The sequence below is a fragment of the Aliikangiella aequoris genome (genome assembly GCF_053709105.1).
This window is the reverse complement of the sequence record NZ_CM132298.1, coordinates 1,767,723-1,789,974: the sequence shown is the minus strand read 5'-3', so window position 1 is coordinate 1,789,974 and position 22,252 is coordinate 1,767,723. Positions and strand designations below refer to the sequence as shown.

Annotated in this window: 19 protein-coding genes; 3 read left to right on the top strand and 16 right to left on the bottom strand. The window is 39.6% G+C overall.

Annotated elements, in window-relative coordinates; genetic code table 11:
- Positions 1-5: 5 nt before the first annotated feature.
- The 3 genes from ACUR5C_RS07790 to ACUR5C_RS07780 all read right to left on the bottom strand — a co-directional run bounded on the left by ACUR5C_RS07790 (position 6) and on the right by ACUR5C_RS07780 (position 2,881).
- Positions 6-956: a DUF4382 domain-containing protein gene (locus tag ACUR5C_RS07790; protein WP_454467791.1), complete on the bottom strand. Its 951-nt coding sequence runs from the start codon at positions 954-956 to the stop codon at positions 6-8.
- 366 nt (positions 957-1,322) lie between these two features.
- Positions 1,323-2,588: a Rossmann-fold NAD(P)-binding domain-containing protein gene (locus tag ACUR5C_RS07785; RefSeq protein ID WP_454467790.1), complete on the bottom strand. Its 1,266-nt coding sequence runs from the start codon at positions 2,586-2,588 to the stop codon at positions 1,323-1,325.
- 2 nt (positions 2,589-2,590) lie between these two features.
- On the bottom strand, positions 2,591-2,881 hold the full coding sequence (locus ACUR5C_RS07780) for a DUF1315 family protein (protein ID WP_454467789.1): 291 nt from the start codon (positions 2,879-2,881) through the stop codon (positions 2,591-2,593).
- A gap of 855 nt (positions 2,882-3,736) precedes the next feature.
- Between ACUR5C_RS07780 and rne the strand changes: the two genes are divergently transcribed.
- Positions 3,737-6,553, top strand: a complete 2,817-nt coding sequence (gene rne / locus ACUR5C_RS07775) for a ribonuclease E (protein WP_454467788.1) — start codon at positions 3,737-3,739, stop codon at positions 6,551-6,553.
- Positions 6,554-6,646: 93 nt separating this feature from the next.
- On the opposite strand, the gene ACUR5C_RS07770 is transcribed toward rne, so the two are convergent.
- The 8 genes from ACUR5C_RS07770 to ACUR5C_RS07735 form a co-directional block, all read right to left on the bottom strand.
- On the bottom strand, positions 6,647-7,120 hold the full coding sequence (locus tag ACUR5C_RS07770) for a low molecular weight protein-tyrosine-phosphatase (protein ID WP_454467787.1): 474 nt from the start codon (positions 7,118-7,120) through the stop codon (positions 6,647-6,649).
- A gap of 8 nt (positions 7,121-7,128) precedes the next feature.
- A complete protein-coding gene (gene kdsB / locus ACUR5C_RS07765) occupies positions 7,129-7,893 on the bottom strand; it encodes a 3-deoxy-manno-octulosonate cytidylyltransferase (protein WP_454467786.1) in 765 nt (254 codons plus the stop codon).
- Complete coding sequence (locus ACUR5C_RS07760; RefSeq protein ID WP_454467785.1) at positions 7,886-8,077, bottom strand: Trm112 family protein; 192 nt, start codon at positions 8,075-8,077, stop codon at positions 7,886-7,888. Before ACUR5C_RS07760 ends, kdsB begins: the two co-directional genes overlap by 8 nt.
- An 82-nt stretch (positions 8,078-8,159) precedes the next feature.
- Complete coding sequence (lpxK, locus tag ACUR5C_RS07755; RefSeq protein WP_454467784.1) at positions 8,160-9,167, bottom strand: tetraacyldisaccharide 4'-kinase; 1,008 nt, start codon at positions 9,165-9,167, stop codon at positions 8,160-8,162.
- A 5-nt stretch (positions 9,168-9,172) separates the two neighbouring features.
- The gene (gene msbA / locus ACUR5C_RS07750) at positions 9,173-10,951 is read right to left on the bottom strand and encodes a lipid A export permease/ATP-binding protein MsbA (protein WP_454467783.1); all 1,779 of its coding nucleotides are present in this window, start codon (positions 10,949-10,951) and stop codon (positions 9,173-9,175) included.
- Complete coding sequence (locus ACUR5C_RS07745; RefSeq protein WP_454467782.1) at positions 10,948-11,361, bottom strand: ExbD/TolR family protein; 414 nt, start codon at positions 11,359-11,361, stop codon at positions 10,948-10,950. The genes msbA and ACUR5C_RS07745 overlap by 4 nt, the downstream gene beginning before the upstream one ends.
- A 4-nt stretch (positions 11,362-11,365) precedes the next feature.
- Entirely contained in the window at positions 11,366-11,986 is a 621-nt protein-coding gene (locus tag ACUR5C_RS07740) for a MotA/TolQ/ExbB proton channel family protein (protein ID WP_454467781.1), read from the bottom strand.
- Positions 11,987-12,182: 196 nt separating this feature from the next.
- Positions 12,183-14,600, bottom strand: coding sequence for a DNA internalization-related competence protein ComEC/Rec2 (locus tag ACUR5C_RS07735; protein WP_454467780.1), 2,418 nt, complete (start codon positions 14,598-14,600; stop codon positions 12,183-12,185).
- Positions 14,601-14,694: 94 nt separating this feature from the next.
- Here ACUR5C_RS07735 and ACUR5C_RS07730 point away from each other — a divergent pair, with 94 nt between their 5' ends.
- Together ACUR5C_RS07730 and ACUR5C_RS07725 are read left to right on the top strand one after the other, a co-directional pair.
- Complete coding sequence (locus ACUR5C_RS07730) at positions 14,695-15,216, top strand: DUF2062 domain-containing protein (RefSeq protein ID WP_454467779.1); 522 nt, start codon at positions 14,695-14,697, stop codon at positions 15,214-15,216.
- A 74-nt stretch (positions 15,217-15,290) separates the two neighbouring features.
- A complete protein-coding gene (locus tag ACUR5C_RS07725) occupies positions 15,291-15,863 on the top strand; it encodes a class I SAM-dependent methyltransferase (protein WP_454467778.1) in 573 nt (190 codons plus the stop codon).
- Positions 15,864-15,890: 27 nt separating this feature from the next.
- On the opposite strand, the gene sthA is transcribed toward ACUR5C_RS07725, so the two are convergent.
- From sthA to ACUR5C_RS07700, 5 genes are all read right to left on the bottom strand, one after another.
- Positions 15,891-17,285, bottom strand: coding sequence for a Si-specific NAD(P)(+) transhydrogenase (gene sthA / locus ACUR5C_RS07720; RefSeq protein ID WP_454467777.1), 1,395 nt, complete (start codon positions 17,283-17,285; stop codon positions 15,891-15,893).
- A gap of 147 nt (positions 17,286-17,432) precedes the next feature.
- Complete coding sequence (locus tag ACUR5C_RS07715) at positions 17,433-18,752, bottom strand: DEAD/DEAH box helicase (protein WP_454467776.1); 1,320 nt, start codon at positions 18,750-18,752, stop codon at positions 17,433-17,435.
- Between the two features lie 75 nt (positions 18,753-18,827).
- Entirely contained in the window at positions 18,828-19,739 is a 912-nt protein-coding gene (locus ACUR5C_RS07710) for a DMT family transporter (protein WP_454467775.1), read from the bottom strand.
- A gap of 39 nt (positions 19,740-19,778) precedes the next feature.
- A complete protein-coding gene (locus tag ACUR5C_RS07705) occupies positions 19,779-21,152 on the bottom strand; it encodes a M24 family metallopeptidase (RefSeq protein WP_454467774.1) in 1,374 nt (457 codons plus the stop codon).
- A gap of 136 nt (positions 21,153-21,288) precedes the next feature.
- Positions 21,289-22,116, bottom strand: coding sequence for an SDR family oxidoreductase (locus ACUR5C_RS07700; RefSeq protein WP_454467773.1), 828 nt, complete (start codon positions 22,114-22,116; stop codon positions 21,289-21,291).
- Positions 22,117-22,252: the final 136 nt, after the last annotated feature.

Genomic DNA, 22,252 nt, shown 5'->3' with positions numbered 1-22,252 from the left:
GGGCGCTATTCAAAATTTATTTGAACGGTTTGATTTACTTGCGAAGTGACATTAATACTTTGAATAAACTCTATATTATCGTCTACCTCAGGGTCATCATTTTCAGCATCACAAGTTAATGCCGCAGTATAATCTGCCGCTAGCAAAAAGCCGAGCGTAAATTCAAAATCACCCGACGATGGGTTAAGTTCAACTAAAGCACTAGAAATTGGCGAAGTCGCACTACCTTCATCGTCAGCTTGAATATCACTGCCCGAATACAAGTAAACCGAAGCACCGCCATCAACACAAGACTGATTGAGCATTAAGTCACTAGAAACTGTGCCAGCGATACTCCCAACTTCAGTGTTATCAACAATCCTTAAACTAGGCTTTAAAAAATAATCATTAGTCTGCCCCGTTGGATTAACTATCGACTTTCTTAAATCGAAATCGACAGTGAAATTCACACTCGCTCCTGCAGCGACAGTGAAGCCTTTATTCAACTTAAGTCCAGTCTGGCTACCACTAGGAATAGTTAATGAAAAAACACTACCGTCTTCAAAACTAATTGTTGAATCTAAAACGTTTGATTGTGCATTAACTTTCAAGCGCATCCACTGATAGTCACCAGGCTCGATTTGTAAATCAACTAAAAGCGGCTCTGAGTTTTCACCTTGCAAGGCTAGCAGATCAATTTGACGACTTTCTGTAAAATCAACGCTAAATGCAGGCCCGTTGCTGCCTTTAATTTCTACTCCAGTAAACTCGACGACTACGGCTGTTGCACCATCAACCGGCGCGTCGGTAACGCTCAGACTCAAACTTGCACTATCCTCACCAGAACCACCAGAGCCACAAGCCAGCAAGGTTAATAAGCAAGCTCCGCCAAGGAAATTGACTAAGGGCTTAAACGAAAAAAAGGATATTCTTTTTTGATCATGATTAACTTTAACGTGACCTATTTTAAAACTCATAAAACCCACCTTTAACCAATATAATTACGCTTTTCAAACAAACACAAAGATATTTGTTGATAGCTTTTTACTGTTACAGATATTTAATCGCTGCTTAAGCCAGTCCTTCGCAATCAATTAACAGCAAACAACAAGAAGTTTAGTTTAACATGTGAATATTTACATTCAATCATAAAGCAGCTAAGTCACTAAATTTAATGACAGAGTGCACATTTTTAGCGATTAATGTTGGAATTTAATGGGAAAAGCAGAATTCTTGCTGTTTAACTTAACCAGCAAGACACCAATATAAATGGAAATTCAGCAATAAAAGCGCTAATAAAGGCTTTTATTGCTGATTAGATAGAGTGATTTTAATTTCTTAAACTATAAGCATTCATCTAAATAAGTTTGTAAATAACCATATTCAGGGGTTAACTTCCCTTTATATACAATGACAGCCCCTGCGAGCTCATCACACAAACCCGCTTGTTCTAACGGTTTAGATAAATCCATATTGATAAGACTTGGCATATAGCCTTTTAAAATATTGGAAAAATGATTAGATGCGTCTTTCGATAACTCACATGGCAAGTTATCGATAGACATCACCGTAATTCCCTCAGCTAAAATACCATCAGTGGACATAGCTAAATCAACATTGTAGGTAAATGCAGGTGTATCAATATCAGAGGCCTTAGTGGTGCACTCTAAACTACCGTTAATATCACAGCTAATATCACCAACAACAAGAGGTAGCTTGTCTTTATTAGCTAGCATTCGAGCTTGGCTCAAATGCTTAGGATACTTTTCTGTCCAGTAAGGGGTTTGCAATAAAATATCAAACTTGCCTAAAAGCTGATCGAAAGTACTTTCATAGGCTTCTACGCCCTGCTCTATAAAATCATTCATATCAAACTGAGCGCCATCTTTACGCTGATTAATATGTCGACTACTTACTACTGCATAAAATGAACCTTTCGGTAAATCCCCCGCTAGAAAGTCTTGTGTTGCTAGTTTTGGTAAACCCAGCCACTGACAAACTTCTTCACTGCCTTTGCCTACATTACCAGTACCAACAATAAGTACTCTAATAGGATAACCCTGCTCAATATTTATTGTTGAAAAGTGCTGCTTTACATCGCATATAGATAAATACTGCCAAGTTTGCTTTATTTCTAATAAACAATTTGCCAATTTATTTACTTGAAGTTTCTTGCCTGCTATATGCAAGCTATCAATCGCGCCCGCAATACCCGCAAAACGACCAAACGCAATAGTACGCTTGCCAGATTGATCAACAATAGGCTCATAATCGATTAGTGTTGCCTGCTCATCAATGAACTTCTGCAACAACTTCATATTATAGTCTTGGCCTTTAATCGTGTGCGAAAATGCCAAGTGAACCTGACCGGACTGGATCGAACTTACCGGAGGCTCTTTAATGCCAATTACTAACTCTGCCTTTTCAGGACACCCATTGACGGGAACTTTCGCGTCACTATACTCAGAATCTTTATATATTCGAATATTGCTTGGCTCAACACTGATTGGGAAACCTTTTTCAACCAACTCAGCGGCGTCCGACGGAATAATCGCGGTACGCTTTTCCCAGTCATTTTTATGCTCTTTCCTAATGACTGTGTTTAACATATTTAGACCTTGTTTTTGACGATTATCGTATCCTCGTCATATTTAGAACTAGACGAAAGCTTATGACTTTCGCCTTTCCCTGTGTATAACCCACCGTCTTTGCCCACTTTAAAAGGTTCAGACTGCTCATTACCTATATTTTTAGCTTCCCAAAGCATGACCGCTTGCAGTGCTGACTCGACTTGTTCTGATGTCAGTTTGTCTCCATTTTCCCAACGACCTAGCTCAATAGCGGTCTTTAATTTGGTAATCATGTCTTGACTAAGTCCTGCAACGGCTTGTGTATAATCCACTGAATGCTCCGGAAGTTCTGGTAAAAACTAGATTGAGGTGAGATAACAAATGCGATTAAGAGAATTGTCTTCTATAAATCGAAGCGAAATTATAGAAAAATTCAAAATGACAAGCAATTGAAGAGTGCCTTTAAGAGGGAATATTTTAGTGGTTTGTTTAATATTACGTTGTTTTATCAAACACCTGTTTAAAAAAACACCAGGATTTGGGCTAAATACTTAAAATTACAAAGAAAAATTCGCTAAAAATTGATGCACACTTAATTTGTTGCTATAGTTCAGCGGTTAGAACTAATAAACCAAAGCTAGGCACTAAATAGCTAAAATTTAGTTTACTAACCTGTAACCTTTAATGGTTCTAAGACGAGTAATTTTTAAAATATAAATTACTCGCAATGAAGCTAGAACTTAGGTTACAAACAGTAAGTAAAACACTTACAACGAACGAATACGACAGCACTGTTTAATAAAACAATGCTTAAAACATAGAGTGATAGATACATTCTACACTCATTAGATAAGATGTTAGGCATAAGCCAAGAAGAAAGAATTTAAAGAAAAGACACTAATTTAGTACAGAGTAAACAATGGGCTACAGATATTGTAGCGATAGATTTAATTTCGGCCATATTGGCTCGCCTTGCATTTGATGCACTCATTCAAATTATATTAAGTACAGCAAAAGCAGATGACACGTGCCACCTATGCCACAGCTAACTAATTGATTTAAAAGATAACTTTTAAGCAAAGACAGCATAATAATAATTGATCTAGAACCACTCACTCACTGATTTAGCGCACTCACTCTTACCTTCTTACCTTATTGCCTCTCAAACCATGAGAGAAAACACAATTATGAAACGCATGTTAATCAATGCCACCCAGCCAGAAGAGGTTCGTGTTGCATTAGTTGATGGACAAAAACTCTTTGACTTAGACATTGAACTAATTGGAAGAGAACAGAAAAAAGCCAACATATATAAAGGTAAAATTACTCGCGTAGAACCTAGCCTAGAAGCAGCTTTCGTTGACTATGGCGCTGAAAGACACGGGTTTCTTCCTTTAAAAGAAATTTCAAGAGAATACTTTTCTGACAAAAATTCACGTGGTCGCCCGCAAATTAAAGATGCGATTAGTGAAGGACAAGAAATTATTGTTCAGATTGATAAAGAAGAACGTGGCAATAAAGGCGCGGCTTTAACCACATTTATTAGTTTGGCCGGCTGCTATTTAGTATTAATGCCTAACAACCCTAGAGCTGGTGGTATCTCACGCCGCATTGAAGGCGAAGAAAGAGAAGAGTTACGCAACGCCATGCGTAATATTCAAACACCTAAAGGAATGGGTTGTATTGTTAGAACCGCTGGTGTTGGCCGTAACGCAGAAGAGCTAGAATGGGATATGAGTGTTTTGTTAAACCTCTGGGATGCCATTAAAAATGCTGCTGAAACTCGCCCTGCTCCATTTTTAATCCACCAAGAAAGCGACGTTATCATTCGCGCTCTAAGAGACTACTTGCGCTCTGATATTGGTGAAATAATTGTAGATAAAAAAGAAGTTTTTGAAAAAGTTAAACAACAAATACGCTCTATTCGCCCTGCTTTTGAAAACCGCGTTAAATTGAATGAAGATCGTGAAATTCCCTTATTTACTCGTTATCAAATCGAGTCACAAATTGAAACCGCCTATCAACGTGAAGTTCGCTTACCGTCCGGTGGTTCAATCGTCATAGACCCAACCGAAGCTTTAGTTTCCATTGATATTAACTCGGCCCGCGCAACTAAAGGTGCCGATATAGAAGAAACTGCACTACAAACCAATAAAGAAGCAGCTCAAGAAATAGCACGTCAGTTACGACTACGTGATATGGGTGGACTCATCGTTATCGACTTTATCGATATGTCGCCAGCTAAAAACCAGCGTGAAGTAGAATCGGTACTAAAAGAAGCACTCACTCGAGATAGAGCCAGAGTTCAAGTGGGTAAAATTTCCCGTTTTGGTCTTCTAGAAATGTCTCGCCAAAGATTAAAACCAAGTTTAGGCGAATCTGCGCACAATGTTTGCCCGCGATGTAGCGGTACAGGCACCGTAAGAGGAGTTGAATCATTAGCTCTATCTGTCCTGAGATTATTAGAAGAAGAGTCGACTAAAGAGCTGACAACATCAGTACAAGCACAGCTTCCGGTTGAAGTAGCGACCTTCTTACTTAACGAAAAGCGAAAAATTATTTTAGCCATTGAAAAACGTCAAGACGTTAAAATAATCGTTATTCCCGATCCTTACATGGACACCCCTAACTATGAAATATTGCGCATGCGTGGTGATGAAAAGTTAGAAACCGCATCTTATGAAGTACCAGTTCAACCACAATTAGAAGTATTTACCGCAACCGATCACTCTAATATAAAACCAAGCGAGCAAGCTGCGGTTGTAACCGAAAACGTTCAATCTCCGCCTGCGCCCGTGCACGTAAGAAAAACCGCAAACGAGCAGCCCGGTTTATTAGTTAGAATTTGGCGTTCTTTATTTGGTGAAAGTAAACCGAAAAAGAAAACCAAACCAAAACCAAACCGCAACCGTCGAAATAAATACGATAAAAAGCCGCGCAACAACAACCGTCGTAGTCGCAACACTAAAAACACGGATGATACAGACGCAAAACAGTCAGAGTCGCGTCCACAAAACCGTAAGCAAAGCGACAAACGCAAACGACCGCAGCGCGGCAATGCGCAAAAAACCGATCGTAACCCAAACGATAGCACTAACAATGAGCAGCCGCCTAAACGCAAAAAAGAGCGTCAACCTCGCCAATCACGAGAAGAACGTCAAGCAAAGGCAAAAGAGCAATCCAGTCAACCGGCAAATAATGAGGTCAAGCCTCAACAGTCGGCTGAAAAAACTGCGCCAACAGAAAAGAAAGCTGAACGTAAACCTCGCCAGTCACGAGCAACGCGAAAGCCGAAAGGCAATGAAGAAACATCTATAAATAAAACTGACGAAGTAGCGTTTAACCAAGACACTGAACAGTCAGCAAAAAACCAAACAGAGTCTAGCCCAGTACAAGCAAAGACTGTCGCAGACTTTGTAACAAGTGAAACTCAACCAGGCGAAAAGCAGCCGGCTAAAGACGAAAAGAGCGAGTCAGCTGTTTCACAGCCAAACTCACTTGATAGTGCTAAAGAAGCTCAGTCTGAACAGGCAGAGTCGAAGCCAAAAGTGGACAAAGCGGCACATAAAAATACTCAACCCGCAACAAATCAGCAAACTGAACTGAATTTAACTTCTGATGCTACTAGTAATACCCCAGAAGAAAAATCAGCGCAGCACGCCGAACAGGAACCAGCAAAAATTGATCCAATAGCAACGGTAGACGCTGGAATTAAAGCTAGTGAAAATGAAGCTTCTCTAAGCGAAAGCTCCGCTACGGTTAGCACTACTAAAGAAGAGTCAGCTGAAATTGCTTCAACCGTAAAGGAAGTGCAAGCCAGCGCACCGATTAGTAAATCTTATGCACCAGCGACTAAGCCAACAGTTGCGGATGAAATTCCTAGCATAGGAAAAGACTTTAACTTTCCAACTTTCTCTGAAGGCGAGAAAGTCACTTCAGACACTCAAGAAAACCCAGAACAAAAGAAAAGTTATTCACCAATGGCTAAACCCAAGTCAGAATAACCGATAAAAAAAGCCTCAAATTATGAGGCTTTTTTTTTGCAATTAAAATTATATTCTAGCAATTTAATTTTGTAGATTCTGCTCTAAAAAATATTAAGTAATAGACTTTAACAGACCTCGACTGGCGTCTTCTATTAAATCGATAACAAGGTTAAATCCATTAGCGCCACCATAGTAAGGATCAGGGACTTCACTAAAATTCTTTTGATCTGCATAATCAAGAAACAGTTTTACTTTCTGCTGAGCATCAGCAACCGATGTACGCGCAGCTAAATCAATAAGCGCTTGATAATTATTTTTGTCCATTGCAATTAACAAATCAAATTCTTCAAAATCATTAAGCGTCACTTGGCGCGAGCGAATACCAGTTAAATCGTAACCGCGTTGCTTTGCAGCTTCGACCGAACGAGGATCTGGAGACTCGCCTTGATGGTGAGCACTAGTACCAGCCGAATCAATAAACAAGTCAAGGTTACTTTGCTCGCATGCAACTTTACGAAATATACCTTCGGCTGTGGGTGAACGACAAATGTTGCCTAAGCAAACAAATAAAATAGATTGACGCATTGTATTACCTAACTAACCATTGATTGGTTATAATAAAGATTAGCTGCTTTAAGATCTTGCTCGGTATCCACACCGGCAGGAGGCGCGCTATCCAAACAAGCCACGCCAATTTTAGCCCCGTTTTCTAATACTCTTAATTGCTCTAAACTCTCCATTGTTTCTAACTGCCCTTGCGGCCAATGAATGTATTGCTTTAAAAACACTTTGCGATAAGCGTATATGCCAATATGTCGATAATAATCATCGCTAAGCTGACTATCAATAGTTAAAGGTTTTTCTCTAGAGTAAGGAATTGGAGAGCGAGAGAAATAAAGTGCACTTTGGTTTTTATTAAAAATAACTTTTACTGAGTTTGGATCAAGGACTTCTTCAGCAGAATTTATTTTGCAGCACAAAGTCGCCATTGGGAAATCTTGTTTGCTGAGCAACGAAGCAACTAAAGCAATATTTTGTGGTGGTATAAATGGTTCATCACCTTGAACGTTAACTATAACGTCTTTATCTTCCAAACCAATTAGCTCTGCGGCTTCAAAAAGCCGATCACTGCCAGAAGGATGTTCTATTTTAGTCATCACAGCATTAAAGCCTGCTTGAATAACTTGGTCATAAATCAATTGATGATCGGTCGCTACAGTAACACTGGCTGCACCACTTTCGCTCGCTCTTAGGCATACATGCTCAACCATACTACGGGGCCCAATTTTGGCTAGTGCTTTAGCTGGAAGCCGAGTAGAATGGTAGCGCGCTGGAATTATTACGTGAAAGTCATTCATCTAACTTAGCTAGCTCCTCAGCTGTCATGGCACGACCACTTTCTGGTAGTAAAACGGGAATGTCTTCATTGAACTCAAAGCTCAAACGGTCAAACCGGCACACCAATTGTTTTGGTGAGGCGACATAATTGAGTTTACTATTACACAGTGGGCAAACCAAAATATCTAAAAGTTTTTTATCCATGATTCAAATCCTAAAATTCTCAAGGGGTTACTATAAACTGGTTAGCTTTTTTGCTCGTTAAGCCGCTAACACTTTCACCTTATTAACTAATTTTCGACAATAAATAAGCCATTAAAGCTTTTTCCGAATGTTCATCCATTTGCAAATCTATTTGCAAGTAATACCAATTATCTAAAGCGAAACTTTGGCATTTTACGGCATCTTTTTGCGTCATCACGACTAAATCATTTGCCTTTAAAAACTTAAAATCTGATTCTTTAAACTGGTGGTGATCGGGAAAGTCGTGAACCTTTAGCGCGTTACACAATGGACGTAAAGTAGACTCGAAACGCTTAGGGTTACCAATTCCACACACACCGATAACAGACTGAGCTTTTAATTTGTTTAATTCAACACGCTGGTTATTTTTAATGTTGACTAAATAAACCGGTGCTAAATTCACATAGCTTGCATTATTGGGGTAGTTATCAGGTGTGAAATCACCGCCAGTTTGCACTATCCAATCAACTGTTTTTAAACGGCTAACCGGCTCTCTTAAAGGCCCAAATGGTAAAACCAATTTATTACCAAATAAGCGTAGCCCATCTACCATTAAAATTTCAACATCTCTACCCATCGAATAATGCTGCATACCATCATCGCTTAAAATAACATCTAAGTCGAAACTCTTAATCAATAAGTTAGCTGCATCCAAACGATTTTTGCCGATAGCCATTGGTACTTTATATTGATGATATTGCATATAGGCCTCGTCCCCTACTTTAATAACATCATCTAACTCGTTAACAAGGTGAGGTTGAGTGGTCACTTGTGACTGATAGCCTCGGCTAATTACGCCAACTTTTAGCCCTTGCGAGGTCAGTTTTTTAATCAAAAAACCAATCATAGGGGTTTTACCGGTTCCACCTATTGAAATATTCCCAATAATTATCACTGGTTTGGCGGCTTTATTAGATTTCAATATTTTTTGTTGATAGGCAAAGCGCTTGAGCTTAACTAAAAACAAAAACGGCCACGACAAGGGCCAAAATATTTTGCTTAGCCATGACTGAGAATACCAAAATTTAGTCACTTTTTTCTCAAGCCACATAACGACTACTCTTCACTAAATTGCATAGAATACAGCTTAGCGTATTGGCCATTTTCAGCTAAAAGATCTAGGTGCGATCCTTGTTCTATTATTTTTCCAGCTTCCATTACAATAATTTCGTCTGCTTTTTCTATAGTAGACAAGCGATGCGCAATCACTAAGGTCGTTCTATTTTCAGTTAAAGCATCGAGTGCAGCCTGAATATGCCGCTCTGACTCAGTGTCTAAAGCCGAAGTCGCTTCATCCAATATTATAATTGGAGAATCTTTATAAATTGCGCGTGCAATCGCAATTCTCTGGCGTTGACCGCCGGATAGTTTAGAACCATTTTCACCAATTTGAGTATCAAACTTTTCGGGAAAGCCATCAATAAACTCAAGTGCGTGGGCTTTAGTCGCTGCATCAACTAATCTTTTTTGGTCAATTTCCGATTCAGCGTAGGCAATGTTAGCTTCAATAGTGTCATCAAATAACACAACGTTTTGAGAAACATAACCAATTTTCTGTCTAAATGACTGTAGATCGTAATCTGCTATATTCACTTGGTCAAACAGGATCTCTCCCGCATTAGGTGAATAAAACCTTAAAAATAAATTAGTAATCGTCGACTTGCCACTTCCAGAGCGACCAACCAACGCAATAGTTTTGCCTTGGCCAATTTCAAAGCTGATACCATCAATCACTTTGGTTGCTGAGTTAGGATAATTAAAGTCAACATTATTGAAGCTAATTTTTTGCGGCGAGTTCAATAACTTTTGGTTACCACTAGTCGCTTCTGGAGTCGCGTCAATTACTTCAAATACGCTTTCGGCCGCAGCAATGCCCTGTTGAATAACATTGTTTAAATTAGAAATAACTTTCAATGGTTTTAACAATCCCATCATCATCGAAAGCATAAAAATAAACTCACCAGGTGTAAGCTGATTAGTCGCTAATAATGAAGCGGCAAAGTAAATAACCGCAGCAATTGCAAAGGATGCAATAAACTGGATGAAAGGTGTACTAATTGATTTGGTCAGGTTCATTTTCATAGTTTGCTGACGATTTTTATTTGCTGCTTTTTCAAAACGCTGCGACTCGTAACTTTCACCGCCAAAAGTTTTGATCACTTTGTAACCTTCTACGACCTCTTGCGCTGTTTGAGTTACCCCGCCCATCGCGGATTGGATGTTGCGACTAATTTTTTTAAATCGCTTACTCGCAAAGACAACGACTACCCCGATAATAGGCGCAGACACAAAAAAGATAGAAGCTAACTGCCAGTTGGTATAAAACAACATGGAAATAGCACCAATAATAAAAATGCCTTCTCTAAACAATTTAGTTAATGCATCTGTACTTGCGGCTGAAACTTGCTGGGTGTTAAAAGTAACTTTAGAAATTAATTGGCCAGAATTAGTCGAGTCAAAGAATACCGTAGGTAAATGTATATATGCGTCAATTAATTGTTGACGCATTTTTTGAACAATGTGCTGGCCTATCCAAGCCATACAATAGGTAGAAATAAATCCAGAGACACCACGAATTAAAACAATAAGAATGATATAAAAAGGCACCATTTTCATAAACTCGGTATCGCCACCGACCAACCCTTTGTCGGTTAATGGCTCAAGTGCTTTAATAAATAAAAGCTCCATACCAGCATAAAAAACATTTCCGATAAAGGCTAAAAAAAACATTAGTTTATAATTTTTTAAATAACCTAACAGCCTTTTATATATAGCTAAATTAGTCGCTTTTTGTTGGCTTAAATTGGGTTCTTCGGTAGCGGCTGTCTGACTCATTTTTTGCTTCTCTGAGTCGCCATTTTTAAATTACTTATACCTAACTGTGAAGCAGCATCCATAGCTGTCACCACTGACTGGTAGGCAGCGTTAGAATCGGCACTAATAATCACTGGAATATTTTTATTTTGATTAAGCATTGGTGATAGCGCGCGTTTAATCGTATCAACGTCGGAATTGACTAAGCTTTTGCCATTCACAAACATGCGGCCTTCTTTATCAATACTAATTTCAATAACATCTGGTTCACTGTCTAGCTTTTCGACATCCGCTTTAGGTAATTCTAGTTTAATTTGAGTTTCGCGAGTAAAGGTTGTTGAAACCATAAAAAATATTAACAACAAAAACACCACATCAATAAGCGGAGTTAAGTTAATCGCAACTTCACCTCGTTTTTTACGTTCTAACACAAGCTTAGCCCTTTAATGTTTCACGTTCACCGTGGAGTACTTCAACCATTTTTAGTGCTTCTTGCTCCATTTCAGTGACAAGTTCATCAACTCGGCGCTCAAAATGGCGGTGAAAAATTAATGCGGGTATGGCAATAGTTAAACCAGTAGCAGTAGTAATTAAAGCCTCTGAAATACCATGAGCTAATGCATTAGCATCGCCTGTACCTTGGATAGTAATCACCGCAAACACTCTAATCATACCAATAACCGTTCCTAACAGCCCTAATAAGGGAGTTATTAACGCAATAGTTCCTAACGAATTAAGGTATTTTTCTAATGACAATACTGCGTGGTTGCCAGCTTCTCTAATACTCTCTTTCATGGTTTCTCTGCCATGAACATGATTGACCAAACCCGCGGCTAAAATTTCACCCAAAGGCGAGCTGGCTTTTAAAGTTTTTAACTTATTCTTATCAAGCTGGTTGTTTTTTATCCAATTCCAAACCTGTGCGACAAGGTGCTTAGGCGTTACTTGGCTTCTCCGAAGACTCCAGCTACGCTCAACACAAATGGCTAACGCGGCAACTGAACAGAGTACAATCGGATACATTAACCATCCACCGGCATTAAAAAGCTCTAACATATAAACTTCCTATCGATATTATTTTAAATAAGCGCCTGTTGGCCTTTTTAATTTAGGTTAAAAGGCAAAGCTAAATTATTGATGTTCCGTGGATTTTAACGAGGTGTGAGATTATATCAAGCATTCCGATTAGGAATTGGGAATTAAATCAGTTTTCTTGGGCGTAACCGTGTTTAAATTGAAAAAATTCAACGATTTAATACTGTTTATACCAAAACCATGGGCTTTCTTGGCGCAAACCGCTTAGTACTAGCCTATTATTGGACTTTAAACTCACTTTAATTGCGCCTTGCTCGTGCGTCACCCAGACTTGGCTTTTGACCGCTCTATAGCGGGCTAAAACTTCTTTTCGAGGGAAGTGCCACTGATTGGCAAACCCCGTAGAAAAAATTACATGCTTAGGCTGGTATGTTTGCACAAAGTCTAACGTTGAGCTTGTTTTACTGCCATGATGTGGCGCAATTAGAACATCAACTGGCTGCCTAAATTGCTGTAATAACCTTTTTTCACCTGACTTTTCTAAATCACCGGTTAGCAATATTAAAGTGTCATTTTTTTGTAGCTTTAAAACACACGACTGATTATTAGAAGATAACTTTTTATATCCGCTTGTTGGTAAATGGTTGATAAACTCAAAATGAGTATCGCCCCAACTCCACTCTGGAAGGGTATGACAGTTTTCCCATAAGTTAGCCTCAGTGTTAGCGCTTATATCCAAACTGGCACTTTGTTTAGGTTCAGTATAAGTTGTAACTTTAGAATGACTGAGTTTAAGACGATGCGCACCAGTAATAAATCGCTTAAATCTAACCGATTGGTTCAATTGTTCAAATCCCCCGCTATGATCTTTGTCTGCATGACTAATGACAAGGGTATCAATGATTAAACCTCGTTGTGACTTTAGAAAAGGCATTAAGCTTGTATTTGCTACGGCATACTGGCCACTTCCCCAGGCTGTATCAAACAATAGGGATTTATTTTCCGTTTGTAACCAAACAGCAAGCCCGTGTCCCACATCAAAAACCCACAGAGTTAACTCAGACTCAGCCGCGTTTTTGCTTTCATTTGATCCAAGCGTCAGCGTGGCGACACCGCCCACACAGCAATAAAAAAGCCAAGCTCTTGAAAATAACCTACGCGGAAATATCATTGCAGCTATCAATAAACAAACCCAAAGCATAACTGACAGGGTTATAAAATCTTGGTTTATTTGTTTATTAATATCAGAAAGTAGCGATTGCAACATGATGCCTAATTCAATAAAAAACTGACTGATCGAAAATAGCAGCTCACTAATCGCCGCGCTGACAAATGTCACTAGGCTCGCAATGTAAGTCAATGGTGTCACAATAAACGAGTAAAACGGGATCAAAATAACGTTAGTGATTAAAGCAACAAAGCTAATATTGTCGAAAACTAGCCACCCCACTGGTACCATCAATAAAAATAAGTAAAAATTAACCGCTAACCAGGCTTTTAATTTCGAAGTTTCGGCAATTTGTCGAGACACCACCAAACCAATTAAAAGTACAGCGCTAAAAGAAAGCCAAAAACTAGCAGAAAGCACCGATAAAGGCATGGTTATTAAGATAACTAACAATCCAACGCCAATCGTATTAAACAGCGTTAGGTTTCTGCCCGAACTCTTGGCGAGAAAATAGCAGCTCAACATAATAAGCGCCCTTACAGAGGGTACTCCGCAGCCACTGGCTAATGTGAGTACTAAAGCGCCTAAAACAGCGCCAACCTCGGCCAGTTTTTGAGCAGGAATTAGCTGACATAAATAGGTTGAGCGGCGACAAACTGCCAACACAAACCAATAGCTCCACATAGCTGCAATTCCTACATGCAATCCAGAAATGGCTAGCAGATGAGAGGTACCAGAATGCTGAAAAGCTTCCCATTGGTTGTCACTAATTTGTGCCCTTTCCCCCATAACCATGGCTAAAACTAAACCCTTAGTTTCAGAAAATGGGATTTGATTGGCTAATTTAAAATACAGCTTGCTACGTAATTGATGATATTGTTGCGAAATAGAATAAAGCTTTGTCCCCTTTTCAACTCGCTTAACTGATAAGTTTGCAAAATACCCTTGGCTTACTTGCCACCTTTCAAAGTTAAAAGCTTTAGGGTTTACTTTATCGTGTATTGGCTTAAGTTTAGCGCTTAAAGTCAGTGACTCACCAGACGATACGTTTAAATATGGCTTTCGATACTGACGCCAACTCGCTTGAACCTTTTTAGACAGTTTAAAGTGCGTAACAGCTTGGTTTGTATTGCTTAAGTTTTGTAACTTCACGACACAAAAATCGAAACGAATTAGTTGGTGGGATGGTCGCCGCTGGATTGTCGGTATACCGCAAACATATCCAGAAACTTGAGCTTTCACAGGGTCTTTAACTATAGTCTTCTGGGTGTAATTCCAACTAACAATTGTTACGCTGCCCCAAACAACGCCAAAAGTTAACCATGCAACGAGTCGCAATTTCTGTGTTCTAAATGCTAGCCAATAGCCACAAAGCGCAGCTAAAAGCAGGAGTAGCATCGTCTCAAATGAGCGACTAATAACGGCTAAAAGCAGCCCTCCTAAAAAAACAACGGCATTTTTAAACAATTCGCAGTCCTTGCGTACCTAGCCCTTACATTTAAATTAACTTGCAGATACAATGACGCTTTAATCTAACAAGCGTTAATTGGCCCTACTCCCTATGCCACGGAAACTGATAAAAAGGTATTTACCAAATCCAGACTCAATTAAGCAGAATCGTTACCTTAAAATATTTGGTAAGGTCATTCACGATCCACAGCTTTGGCATTTAACGCGATACTCGGTAAGCAATGCCTTTTTAGTAGGGCTTTTTTGTGCATTTATTCCAGTCCCATTTCAAATGCTGGTTGCTGCTGGCGGTGCGATTATATTTCGAGCAAACATTGCCATATCAGTCGCATTGGTTTGGATAACCAATCCAGTAACTATGCCCTTTTTATTTGGCTTATGTTACTTTGTTGGCGCTTGGGCACTCGCCTCTCCTACAAGCCAAGTCACATTTGAACTTAGTTGGGATTGGTTAGTCAATAACCTAAATGAGATTTGGGAGCCCTTTCTTCTCGGCTGCTTAATATGCGGAATTATCACTTCACTTCTAGGTTACGCTTTAGTTCGACTGTTTTGGCGTCTGCATATTGTGAGTGCGTGGCAAAAACGGCAGACCCATAGAAAGCATCAATAATTGAGTAAACTAAAAGCTAGACAAGGCTCCAACAATAGGTAAACTTAGGGCTTAATTAAAAATAAGAGCAAAATATGGGAATTAACCTAGGTAATAATAAATTTTTGCAAGCATTACTAAAAAGCCCGCGAGAAATGGGCTCAGTTACCCCCAGTAGTGATTATTTAGCAAGCGCAATGACCCGCCACGTCAACTCAAAAACAGACAAGGTTTTAGAATTAGGCCCTGGGACGGGCGTTATTTCCAAAAAGCTAATTGCCAATGGGCTTCCTCAAGAGCGTTTAATTTTACTTGAAAAAAGTCAGCAACTAGCCCTAGCGCTACATCAATCTTTTCCTAAAACTCAAATTATTAGCGGCGACGCCAGTCAGCTTGACCGTTTAATCGCAGCTGCTGATTATTCACAAATTGACTGCACAATTTCTAGCTTGCCACTTTTAAATTTTTCGTCCAATTTAAGAAGACAAATTATCGAGCAAATTTTTCTAGCAATGAAGCCCGGGGGTAGATTAGTTCAATTCACCTACTCTCCGTTTGCGCCAATATCACCAGAACTCGCAAAAGAACTTAATATTAAAGGCACGCGAACTGACTGGATAATAAGAAATATTCCACCAGCCACCGTGTGGCTCTATGAGTCTAGGTAACAATTGCTTAACTAACATAATTAAACCTTATAGCCGGTTTAACCCGTTTAAAGCTGCCACGCGATAAGCCTCTGCCATAGTAGGATAATTAAACGTGTGATTGGTAAAATACTCAATGCTGTTTCCCGCCCCACTTTGCGCCATAATGGCTTGCCCAATATGCAAAATCTCTGCTGCTTGATCGCCAAAACAATGTATTCCTAACAAGGCTAGCGTTTCGCGATGAAAGAGCAATTTTAGTACGCCGGTATCTTCACCCGTGATTTGAGCTCTAGCAGTATCTTTAAAATAAGCTTTACCTACTTCGTAAGGGATTTTAGCTTGGGTTAATTCTGACTCAGTTTGTCCAATACTGCTTATTTCAGGAATGGTATAAATGCCAATAGGCACATCTTCAATTTTGACTGGCGATTTTTCTGTTGCTATTTTAGTCGCGGTAAAACGTCCTTGATCATAAGAGGCACTCGCCAATGCCGGCGCACCAATAACATCGCCTACGGCAAAGACATTTGCACACTGTGTCTGATAATTCTCGTCAACTTCCAGCTGTCCTCGCGAATTAGCGAATAAATTAATAGCTGGCAAATTTAATGACTCAGTATTTCCTGCTCGGCCATTCGCCCATAAAAATATATCTGCTTTTATCGCTTTGCCGCTACTTAAATTTAACTGAACCTGTTTTTCTTGAGTAACTAAACTCTTAAAAGATTCTTTGTGTCTGATTAATACGCCTAAACTTCTCAAATGATAGCTTAGCGCGTCAGAAATTTCGTCATCCATATAATTTAAAAGCCGATCGCCGGGGTTAACTAAATCCACTTTACAACCCAAGCCATTAAATATCGATGCATATTCACAACCGATCACACCTGCGCCATAAATAATGACGCGCTTAGGTGTGAAATTGAGTTCAAGTATTTTATCTGAATCAAATACGAGTGGATGGTCAAAGTCGACACTGCTTGGACGATAAGGACGAGAACCAGTGGCGATAATAATTTGCTTAGCCGAAATCTTTAAATTAGTTTCACCTTGTCGCTCAACTAATAATTGCTGTGGCGAAACAAAGCTTGCTTTACCCAGAATAAGCGTCACATCATTACGAGCATAAAAGCGTCTTCGCATAGTAACTTGCTTATCAATTACACTATTTGCAGCTGCCAGTACCTGCGCAAAACTGAGTAACTTAGGTTCGTTGATTGCTCTAAATAAAGGATTACGATTAAACTTCATAATAGAGTGAACAGAATGACGTAGTGCTTTAGATGGAATAGTCCCCTGATGAGTACAGTTCCCGCCCAGCTGCTTTTTTTCGTCAACCAGTGCTACTTTCAGACCATTTTTACTGGCGCTCATCGCGGCGCTTTCGCCGCCAGGACCTGCCCCAATAATCACCAAATCAAAACTTTGACTCGCTTGCATAAAATTTAAAAATTCCTAGGTATAGCTTTTTAATTATTCTACTGATTTAAAATAAACCACAAGTAATACTTTTATTGCTATTGCTATTGTTATTGTTATTGTTACCGTTTACAAAATGTTACTTGATATAATAAGCCGAGCTTTTAATCAGCCCTTTTTAGGCCTTCTGCTACTTAATTTCTTGCTATTTGCAGCCCCAGTCGGTTTTGAGCTAGGCTTTTTTTTGTTAGTCGCGTTTTGTGCGCGGCCGCTTTTATTTTGCGCTAGTTTTGCTATTTTCTTTTTGTGTGGCTTTTTCTTTTTAACTGATTTTAAACGGGTTTCTGGAACGCTATGCTCAGGCTCAAAACCATCAACTAATATACGTTTAAGCTTCTGCTGAATTAAGTTTTCTATGCCGCTTAAGTGTTCAACTTCGTCTGCACTCACTAAAGAAACAGCCTCGCCAGTAGCACCCGCTCTGCCGGTGCGGCCAATACGGTGTACATAATCTTCAGCCACATTAGGTAAGTCAAAATTGACCACATGCGGTAGTTGTTGAATATCTAGCCCTCTGGCGGCAATATCTGTAGCAACTAATACTTGTAATTTATTTTCTTTAAACTCTTTTAATACTCGATTACGTGTTCCTTGGCTTTTATCACCATGTATAGCAGCAGATTTAATACCACTTTTATCGAGGTCAAATGCAAGTTTATTCGCGCCGCGTTTAGTTCTTACAAATACCAATACTTGTTGCCATTGACCATCGCCAATTAAAAATGCGAGGAGTTTTGATTTTCGTTTTTTATCAACTGGGTGGATCCATTGACGCACCGTATTAGCGGTAGTGTTCGCCGGAGAAACCGAAATTGAAACAGGATCATTTAAAAGCTGCAAACAAAGCTGAGTAATTTCTTTAGAGAAAGTTGCTGAAAATAAGAGCGTTTGACGCTGCTTACTCAGTTTATTCATTATGCGTTTGATATCGGGCAAAAAGCCCATATCAAGCATACGATCAGCTTCGTCTAAAACTAAAAATTCTAAATTAGGAAACTTCACCGCATTTTGATTCATTAAGTCAATCAAACGACCAGGTGTAGCCACCAAAATATCTACACCACGTCTTAAGCGTTGCATTTGAGGGTTAATTTTAACTCCACCACAGACCATGAAACTTGAAATATTAAGATACTTAGCATATTTATTTACGTTGTCGTTTACTTGCGCTGCAAGCTCACGAGTTGGAGCAAGAATCAGTACTTTTGCTTGGTTTGGTAAAACCGGTGAGCTGCCAATTAGTCTTTGCAAAATAGGTAAAGTAAACCCTGCAGTTTTACCGGTTCCGGTTTGTGCAGCGGCCATCACATCTTTACCAGCTAAAACAGAAGGAATTACCTTCGCTTGAATTGGCGAGGGTTCAGTGTAACCTGACTCCTGCAATGACTTAATGAGATCGGGATGTAGTTCAAGATGAGAAAAATTCATGGCGATTTAATTGTTAAATATATAAAACTTATTTTAACCAGAATGTGCAGCGACTACCACGCTTTGTTGCTTTATTTAACGCTCGGCCGCGTGTTTATGACTAATGAGCCGTTGAAACCACAACTTTCCCCAAAAAAAGCACGCTAAAGCAACTAGGATAATTGCCCCACCAAAAATAAGCCTCAGACTAATTAGCTCATTATTAAGCCAACTACCAAGCAATATAGCCACAACAGGCGTTAACAGAGTAATAATGGCTACACTAGAAACGGAGAGTTTTTGTAAAATATAATAATAAGCGACAAACCCGATGAGAGAACCAAATACGCCTAAGTAAACAATCGAGTAAATGGCTTTGTCTGACCATAATTGCGGGTTAGAAAAGTCTTCTAGGATAAGCCAAGTAACAAAAAACAACGGCAGCGTCAGTATAAGCGCGCCAACGGTTGTCGCTATTGGGTTAATTTGAATATTGATTCCCTTTACTAATACACTGCTTAAACTAAAAAAAGTTACACCACATAACGCAAAACCAACCCCAGGCAGCGCTTGTTGAGTGACCATTAAATTATCAGACACAACCACCGCTAAGCCTACAACGGCTAACAATAGTGATATTAGCTTTACCGCATCGAGTCCAGCTTCTTGCTTTCTATACTGAGCCATCAACCCAGAAATCAGCGGAGCGAGCCCCCAAATTAACGATAGTAACCCAGAAGTTAGGTAACTTGCCGCCAAATAAGCAAAGGTCATTCCAATAAAAATGCCAATGCCTGAGTAGCTATACAACAAAATCGCAGTGCTATTAAAAGGCACCTTTATACGCCGTATATAAATAACCATTAACCCTAAAATAGCCGCTATTACCATGCGCAATAACACTGCAAGTAACGGCCCAATGGTATCGCTACTCCACTGAATAGCTAATGGCGTGGTAGACCATACAGCAACAACTAATAAATAAGCGGCAGATACTTTAGGGTTCATATAAATTCTCTTTACGAATGTGTTGAGTTAAATCGCTTACTACTCAACCACATGCCACTGAGTTTGACGGCCGGCTGCATAAATCACTTTCTGTCCATCAAAGAATGCGGTTTGCTCTAGTTTTATCATTACCCATTGGTGTTGCCATTCTGCTAGTTTAGTTTTGATATTACCCTCAATTGCATAAGCAGTGTTTGCATAGAGCGGCCAATCGCCACGCACTGGTGTTGCACCTTGGTTATCCCACATTCCAATCGTTGGCCCAACCGAATGTCCAACAAATCCTATAGGGTGAGTGTAGGTAGTCGCATTAATTTTTGCTAATTTATTGGCTTTTAAGTTATTTGCTAGAATCTGATTGCCAGTTAGCCCCAGTTTAAATTCTGCAGTTAATAGATCTTGCCACTGGTTACCTTGAGCCAATGCTTCTTTAAGGCCCGTAGGAACCTCTGATTGCTCATTGGTGAGTACATATCCCATTTCTTGAGTGTCTGTACACAATGTTAAATAACATAAACCGACATCGGTATGCAGAATATCACCGCGCTTAATAACGCGCCCACTCTGCCCCATAAATGAGTCAGATGGTTGTGTTTTATCACCTTTGCGCTGCACATTTACGTGTGGCTGAAACCACGGCCTTAGGTTTAAATTTTCAAACTCTGTTCTAATATACCACTCAACTTGGTTGGTATTGGTTACGCCTGGAGTAATCACTTTGTTTGAAAAAGCCTTCGCAATAATTCCTCGGGCAATGGCAACAATGTGTGAATATAACTCAAGCTCTGCGGCAGTTCTTGTTTCCATCCAGCGCACCACTAAATTTTCTGCAGAAACAATACGATCTTGGTATTTTGAATTCAGCGCCTGCAGTAAGCGGTTATACAATGCGTGCGACAGTCCATCAGCTAGCGGCCAATCTTTGCTCGTATTAATTCCAATTCGTTGCGGATCGCGTTGTTCAATGAGCTTTGCTAATTGCTGCCATTGTTGATCTAACGTTCCACCATCCCACTTGGAATCGTAAAAACCTTTTATTGGATAACGACTCACCGTGATGCGCTCAACGCCTTTGCCTTGGCCGCGATCAAAAAAGACTAAAATTGTGGTTCTACGGGCCGCGAAAGTCGGCTGCGGCACCAAAGTATAAAATAATGCGTCTTCTTCATACTCTCGATGAATCACTAGCCACATATCCATGTTAGATTCACGCATTAGCTTTGGTAACAAGTTTTCAAGGCGATCTAAAGTGAGTTGATTAACAATCGCTGGCCGCTCATCAATGGGGATAACACTGCTTGGACTGGTAATGACTCTTCCCTGAGAAAAACTCGCTTGTGCCAACGCTGGACTTGCTGACAAAGCACCACAAAAAATACAGACTAATGCGCTCACGGTGTTTTTATTAATCATTGTATTAAGTTTTCCCCAGATTGACCGACTGAACCTAACTTTCAACTTAAACAAAACCTTAAACTCAAACATAACCTTCTTCCCCCATTGAATTTTTTTATTCTTAGAATTAGCTGATTTAATTATTAAACTATTTTTATCCTTTCGCTAACAAACGATCTAACCAACGAGCAGGCAAAACTCTTTTTAGTACACTAAACAGCTTAGTTGGAAAAGTCACAGCATAACGAAGCTTGGGCCGTTTGCTTTCTAGTGCGTGAATTAAACATTGAGTCACCGCCGCAGGCTCTAAAGTAAAGCCACTAGGAGAACTATTGCTTTCTAAGCGAGCTATCTGGCTTTGGTAGTTTTTTTGATGGTAGCTAGTGTCTACTTGTATATTTTTTTTAAACGCGCGAAGTGCATTAATTCTAAAGTGTGTATTAATCGGCCCTGGCTGTATTAAAGCAATTTTAATCGGTGAATTAATAAGCTCTAAGCGCAATGTATCAACTAAACCTTCAAGTGCAAATTTAGACGCGTTGTAAGCACCACGATAAGGCATACACACAAACCCGAGTACCGAACTATTAAAAACGATTCTTCCATAGCCTTGCTCGCGCATTACCTTTAAAGCTAACTGTGTTAAACGATGCCAACCAAAAAAATTTACTTCAAACTGCTCTCGCAACGCTTGAGTTGGCAAGTCTTCTACCGCGCCTGGTTGTCCGTAGGCAGCATTATTAAATAAGTAATTTAAGCTGCCTCCGCAAATGCTTAATGCTTGGTTAAACCCCTGCTCTATACTTTGCTCGTCTGCCAAGTCCATATAAACCACATTGAGTCCGCGCTCTTTCAATGCAGTTAGGCCCTGCTCTGTTCTGGCAGTAGCAATAACCTGATAACCTCGCTGTTGTAACGTCAAGGCGCTATCAAGCCCTATTCCGGTAGAGCATCCAGTAATTAATATTGTTTTAGAACTCATTGTTTTAGTTATCTTTATTCATAGGGATTTAGTCAAGCTGAGACATGCTACCACAATCTTTAGCCAGCTGATTAATTCAGGAGAAGCTTTGTTAAAATTATTTGCAACAAGCTATGACTTAACCTACCAGTAGCTT

What these genes read in the sequence shown, in the direction of transcription:
- ACUR5C_RS07790 (WP_454467791.1), bottom strand. Translation starts at nt 956, where the DNA reads ATGAGTTTTAAAATAGGTCACGTTAAAGTTAATCATGATCAAAAAAGA.
- ACUR5C_RS07785 (WP_454467790.1), bottom strand. Translation starts at nt 2,588, where the DNA reads ATGTTAAACACAGTCATTAGGAAAGAGCATAAAAATGACTGGGAAAAG.
- rne (WP_454467788.1), top strand. Translation starts at nt 3,737, where the DNA reads ATGAAACGCATGTTAATCAATGCCACCCAGCCAGAAGAGGTTCGTGTT.
- ACUR5C_RS07770 (WP_454467787.1), bottom strand. Translation starts at nt 7,120, where the DNA reads ATGCGTCAATCTATTTTATTTGTTTGCTTAGGCAACATTTGTCGTTCA.
- kdsB (WP_454467786.1), bottom strand. Translation starts at nt 7,893, where the DNA reads ATGAATGACTTTCACGTAATAATTCCAGCGCGCTACCATTCTACTCGG.
- ACUR5C_RS07760 (WP_454467785.1), bottom strand. Translation starts at nt 8,077, where the DNA reads ATGGATAAAAAACTTTTAGATATTTTGGTTTGCCCACTGTGTAATAGT.
- lpxK (WP_454467784.1), bottom strand. Translation starts at nt 9,167, where the DNA reads ATGTGGCTTGAGAAAAAAGTGACTAAATTTTGGTATTCTCAGTCATGG.
- msbA (WP_454467783.1), bottom strand. Translation starts at nt 10,951, where the DNA reads ATGAGTCAGACAGCCGCTACCGAAGAACCCAATTTAAGCCAACAAAAA.
- ACUR5C_RS07740 (WP_454467781.1), bottom strand. Translation starts at nt 11,986, where the DNA reads ATGTTAGAGCTTTTTAATGCCGGTGGATGGTTAATGTATCCGATTGTA.
- ACUR5C_RS07730 (WP_454467779.1), top strand. Translation starts at nt 14,695, where the DNA reads ATGCCACGGAAACTGATAAAAAGGTATTTACCAAATCCAGACTCAATT.
- ACUR5C_RS07725 (WP_454467778.1), top strand. Translation starts at nt 15,291, where the DNA reads ATGGGAATTAACCTAGGTAATAATAAATTTTTGCAAGCATTACTAAAA.
- sthA (WP_454467777.1), bottom strand. Translation starts at nt 17,285, where the DNA reads ATGCAAGCGAGTCAAAGTTTTGATTTGGTGATTATTGGGGCAGGTCCT.
- ACUR5C_RS07715 (WP_454467776.1), bottom strand. Translation starts at nt 18,752, where the DNA reads ATGAATTTTTCTCATCTTGAACTACATCCCGATCTCATTAAGTCATTG.
- ACUR5C_RS07710 (WP_454467775.1), bottom strand. Translation starts at nt 19,739, where the DNA reads ATGAACCCTAAAGTATCTGCCGCTTATTTATTAGTTGTTGCTGTATGG.
- ACUR5C_RS07705 (WP_454467774.1), bottom strand. Translation starts at nt 21,152, where the DNA reads ATGATTAATAAAAACACCGTGAGCGCATTAGTCTGTATTTTTTGTGGT.
- ACUR5C_RS07700 (WP_454467773.1), bottom strand. Translation starts at nt 22,116, where the DNA reads ATGAGTTCTAAAACAATATTAATTACTGGATGCTCTACCGGAATAGGG.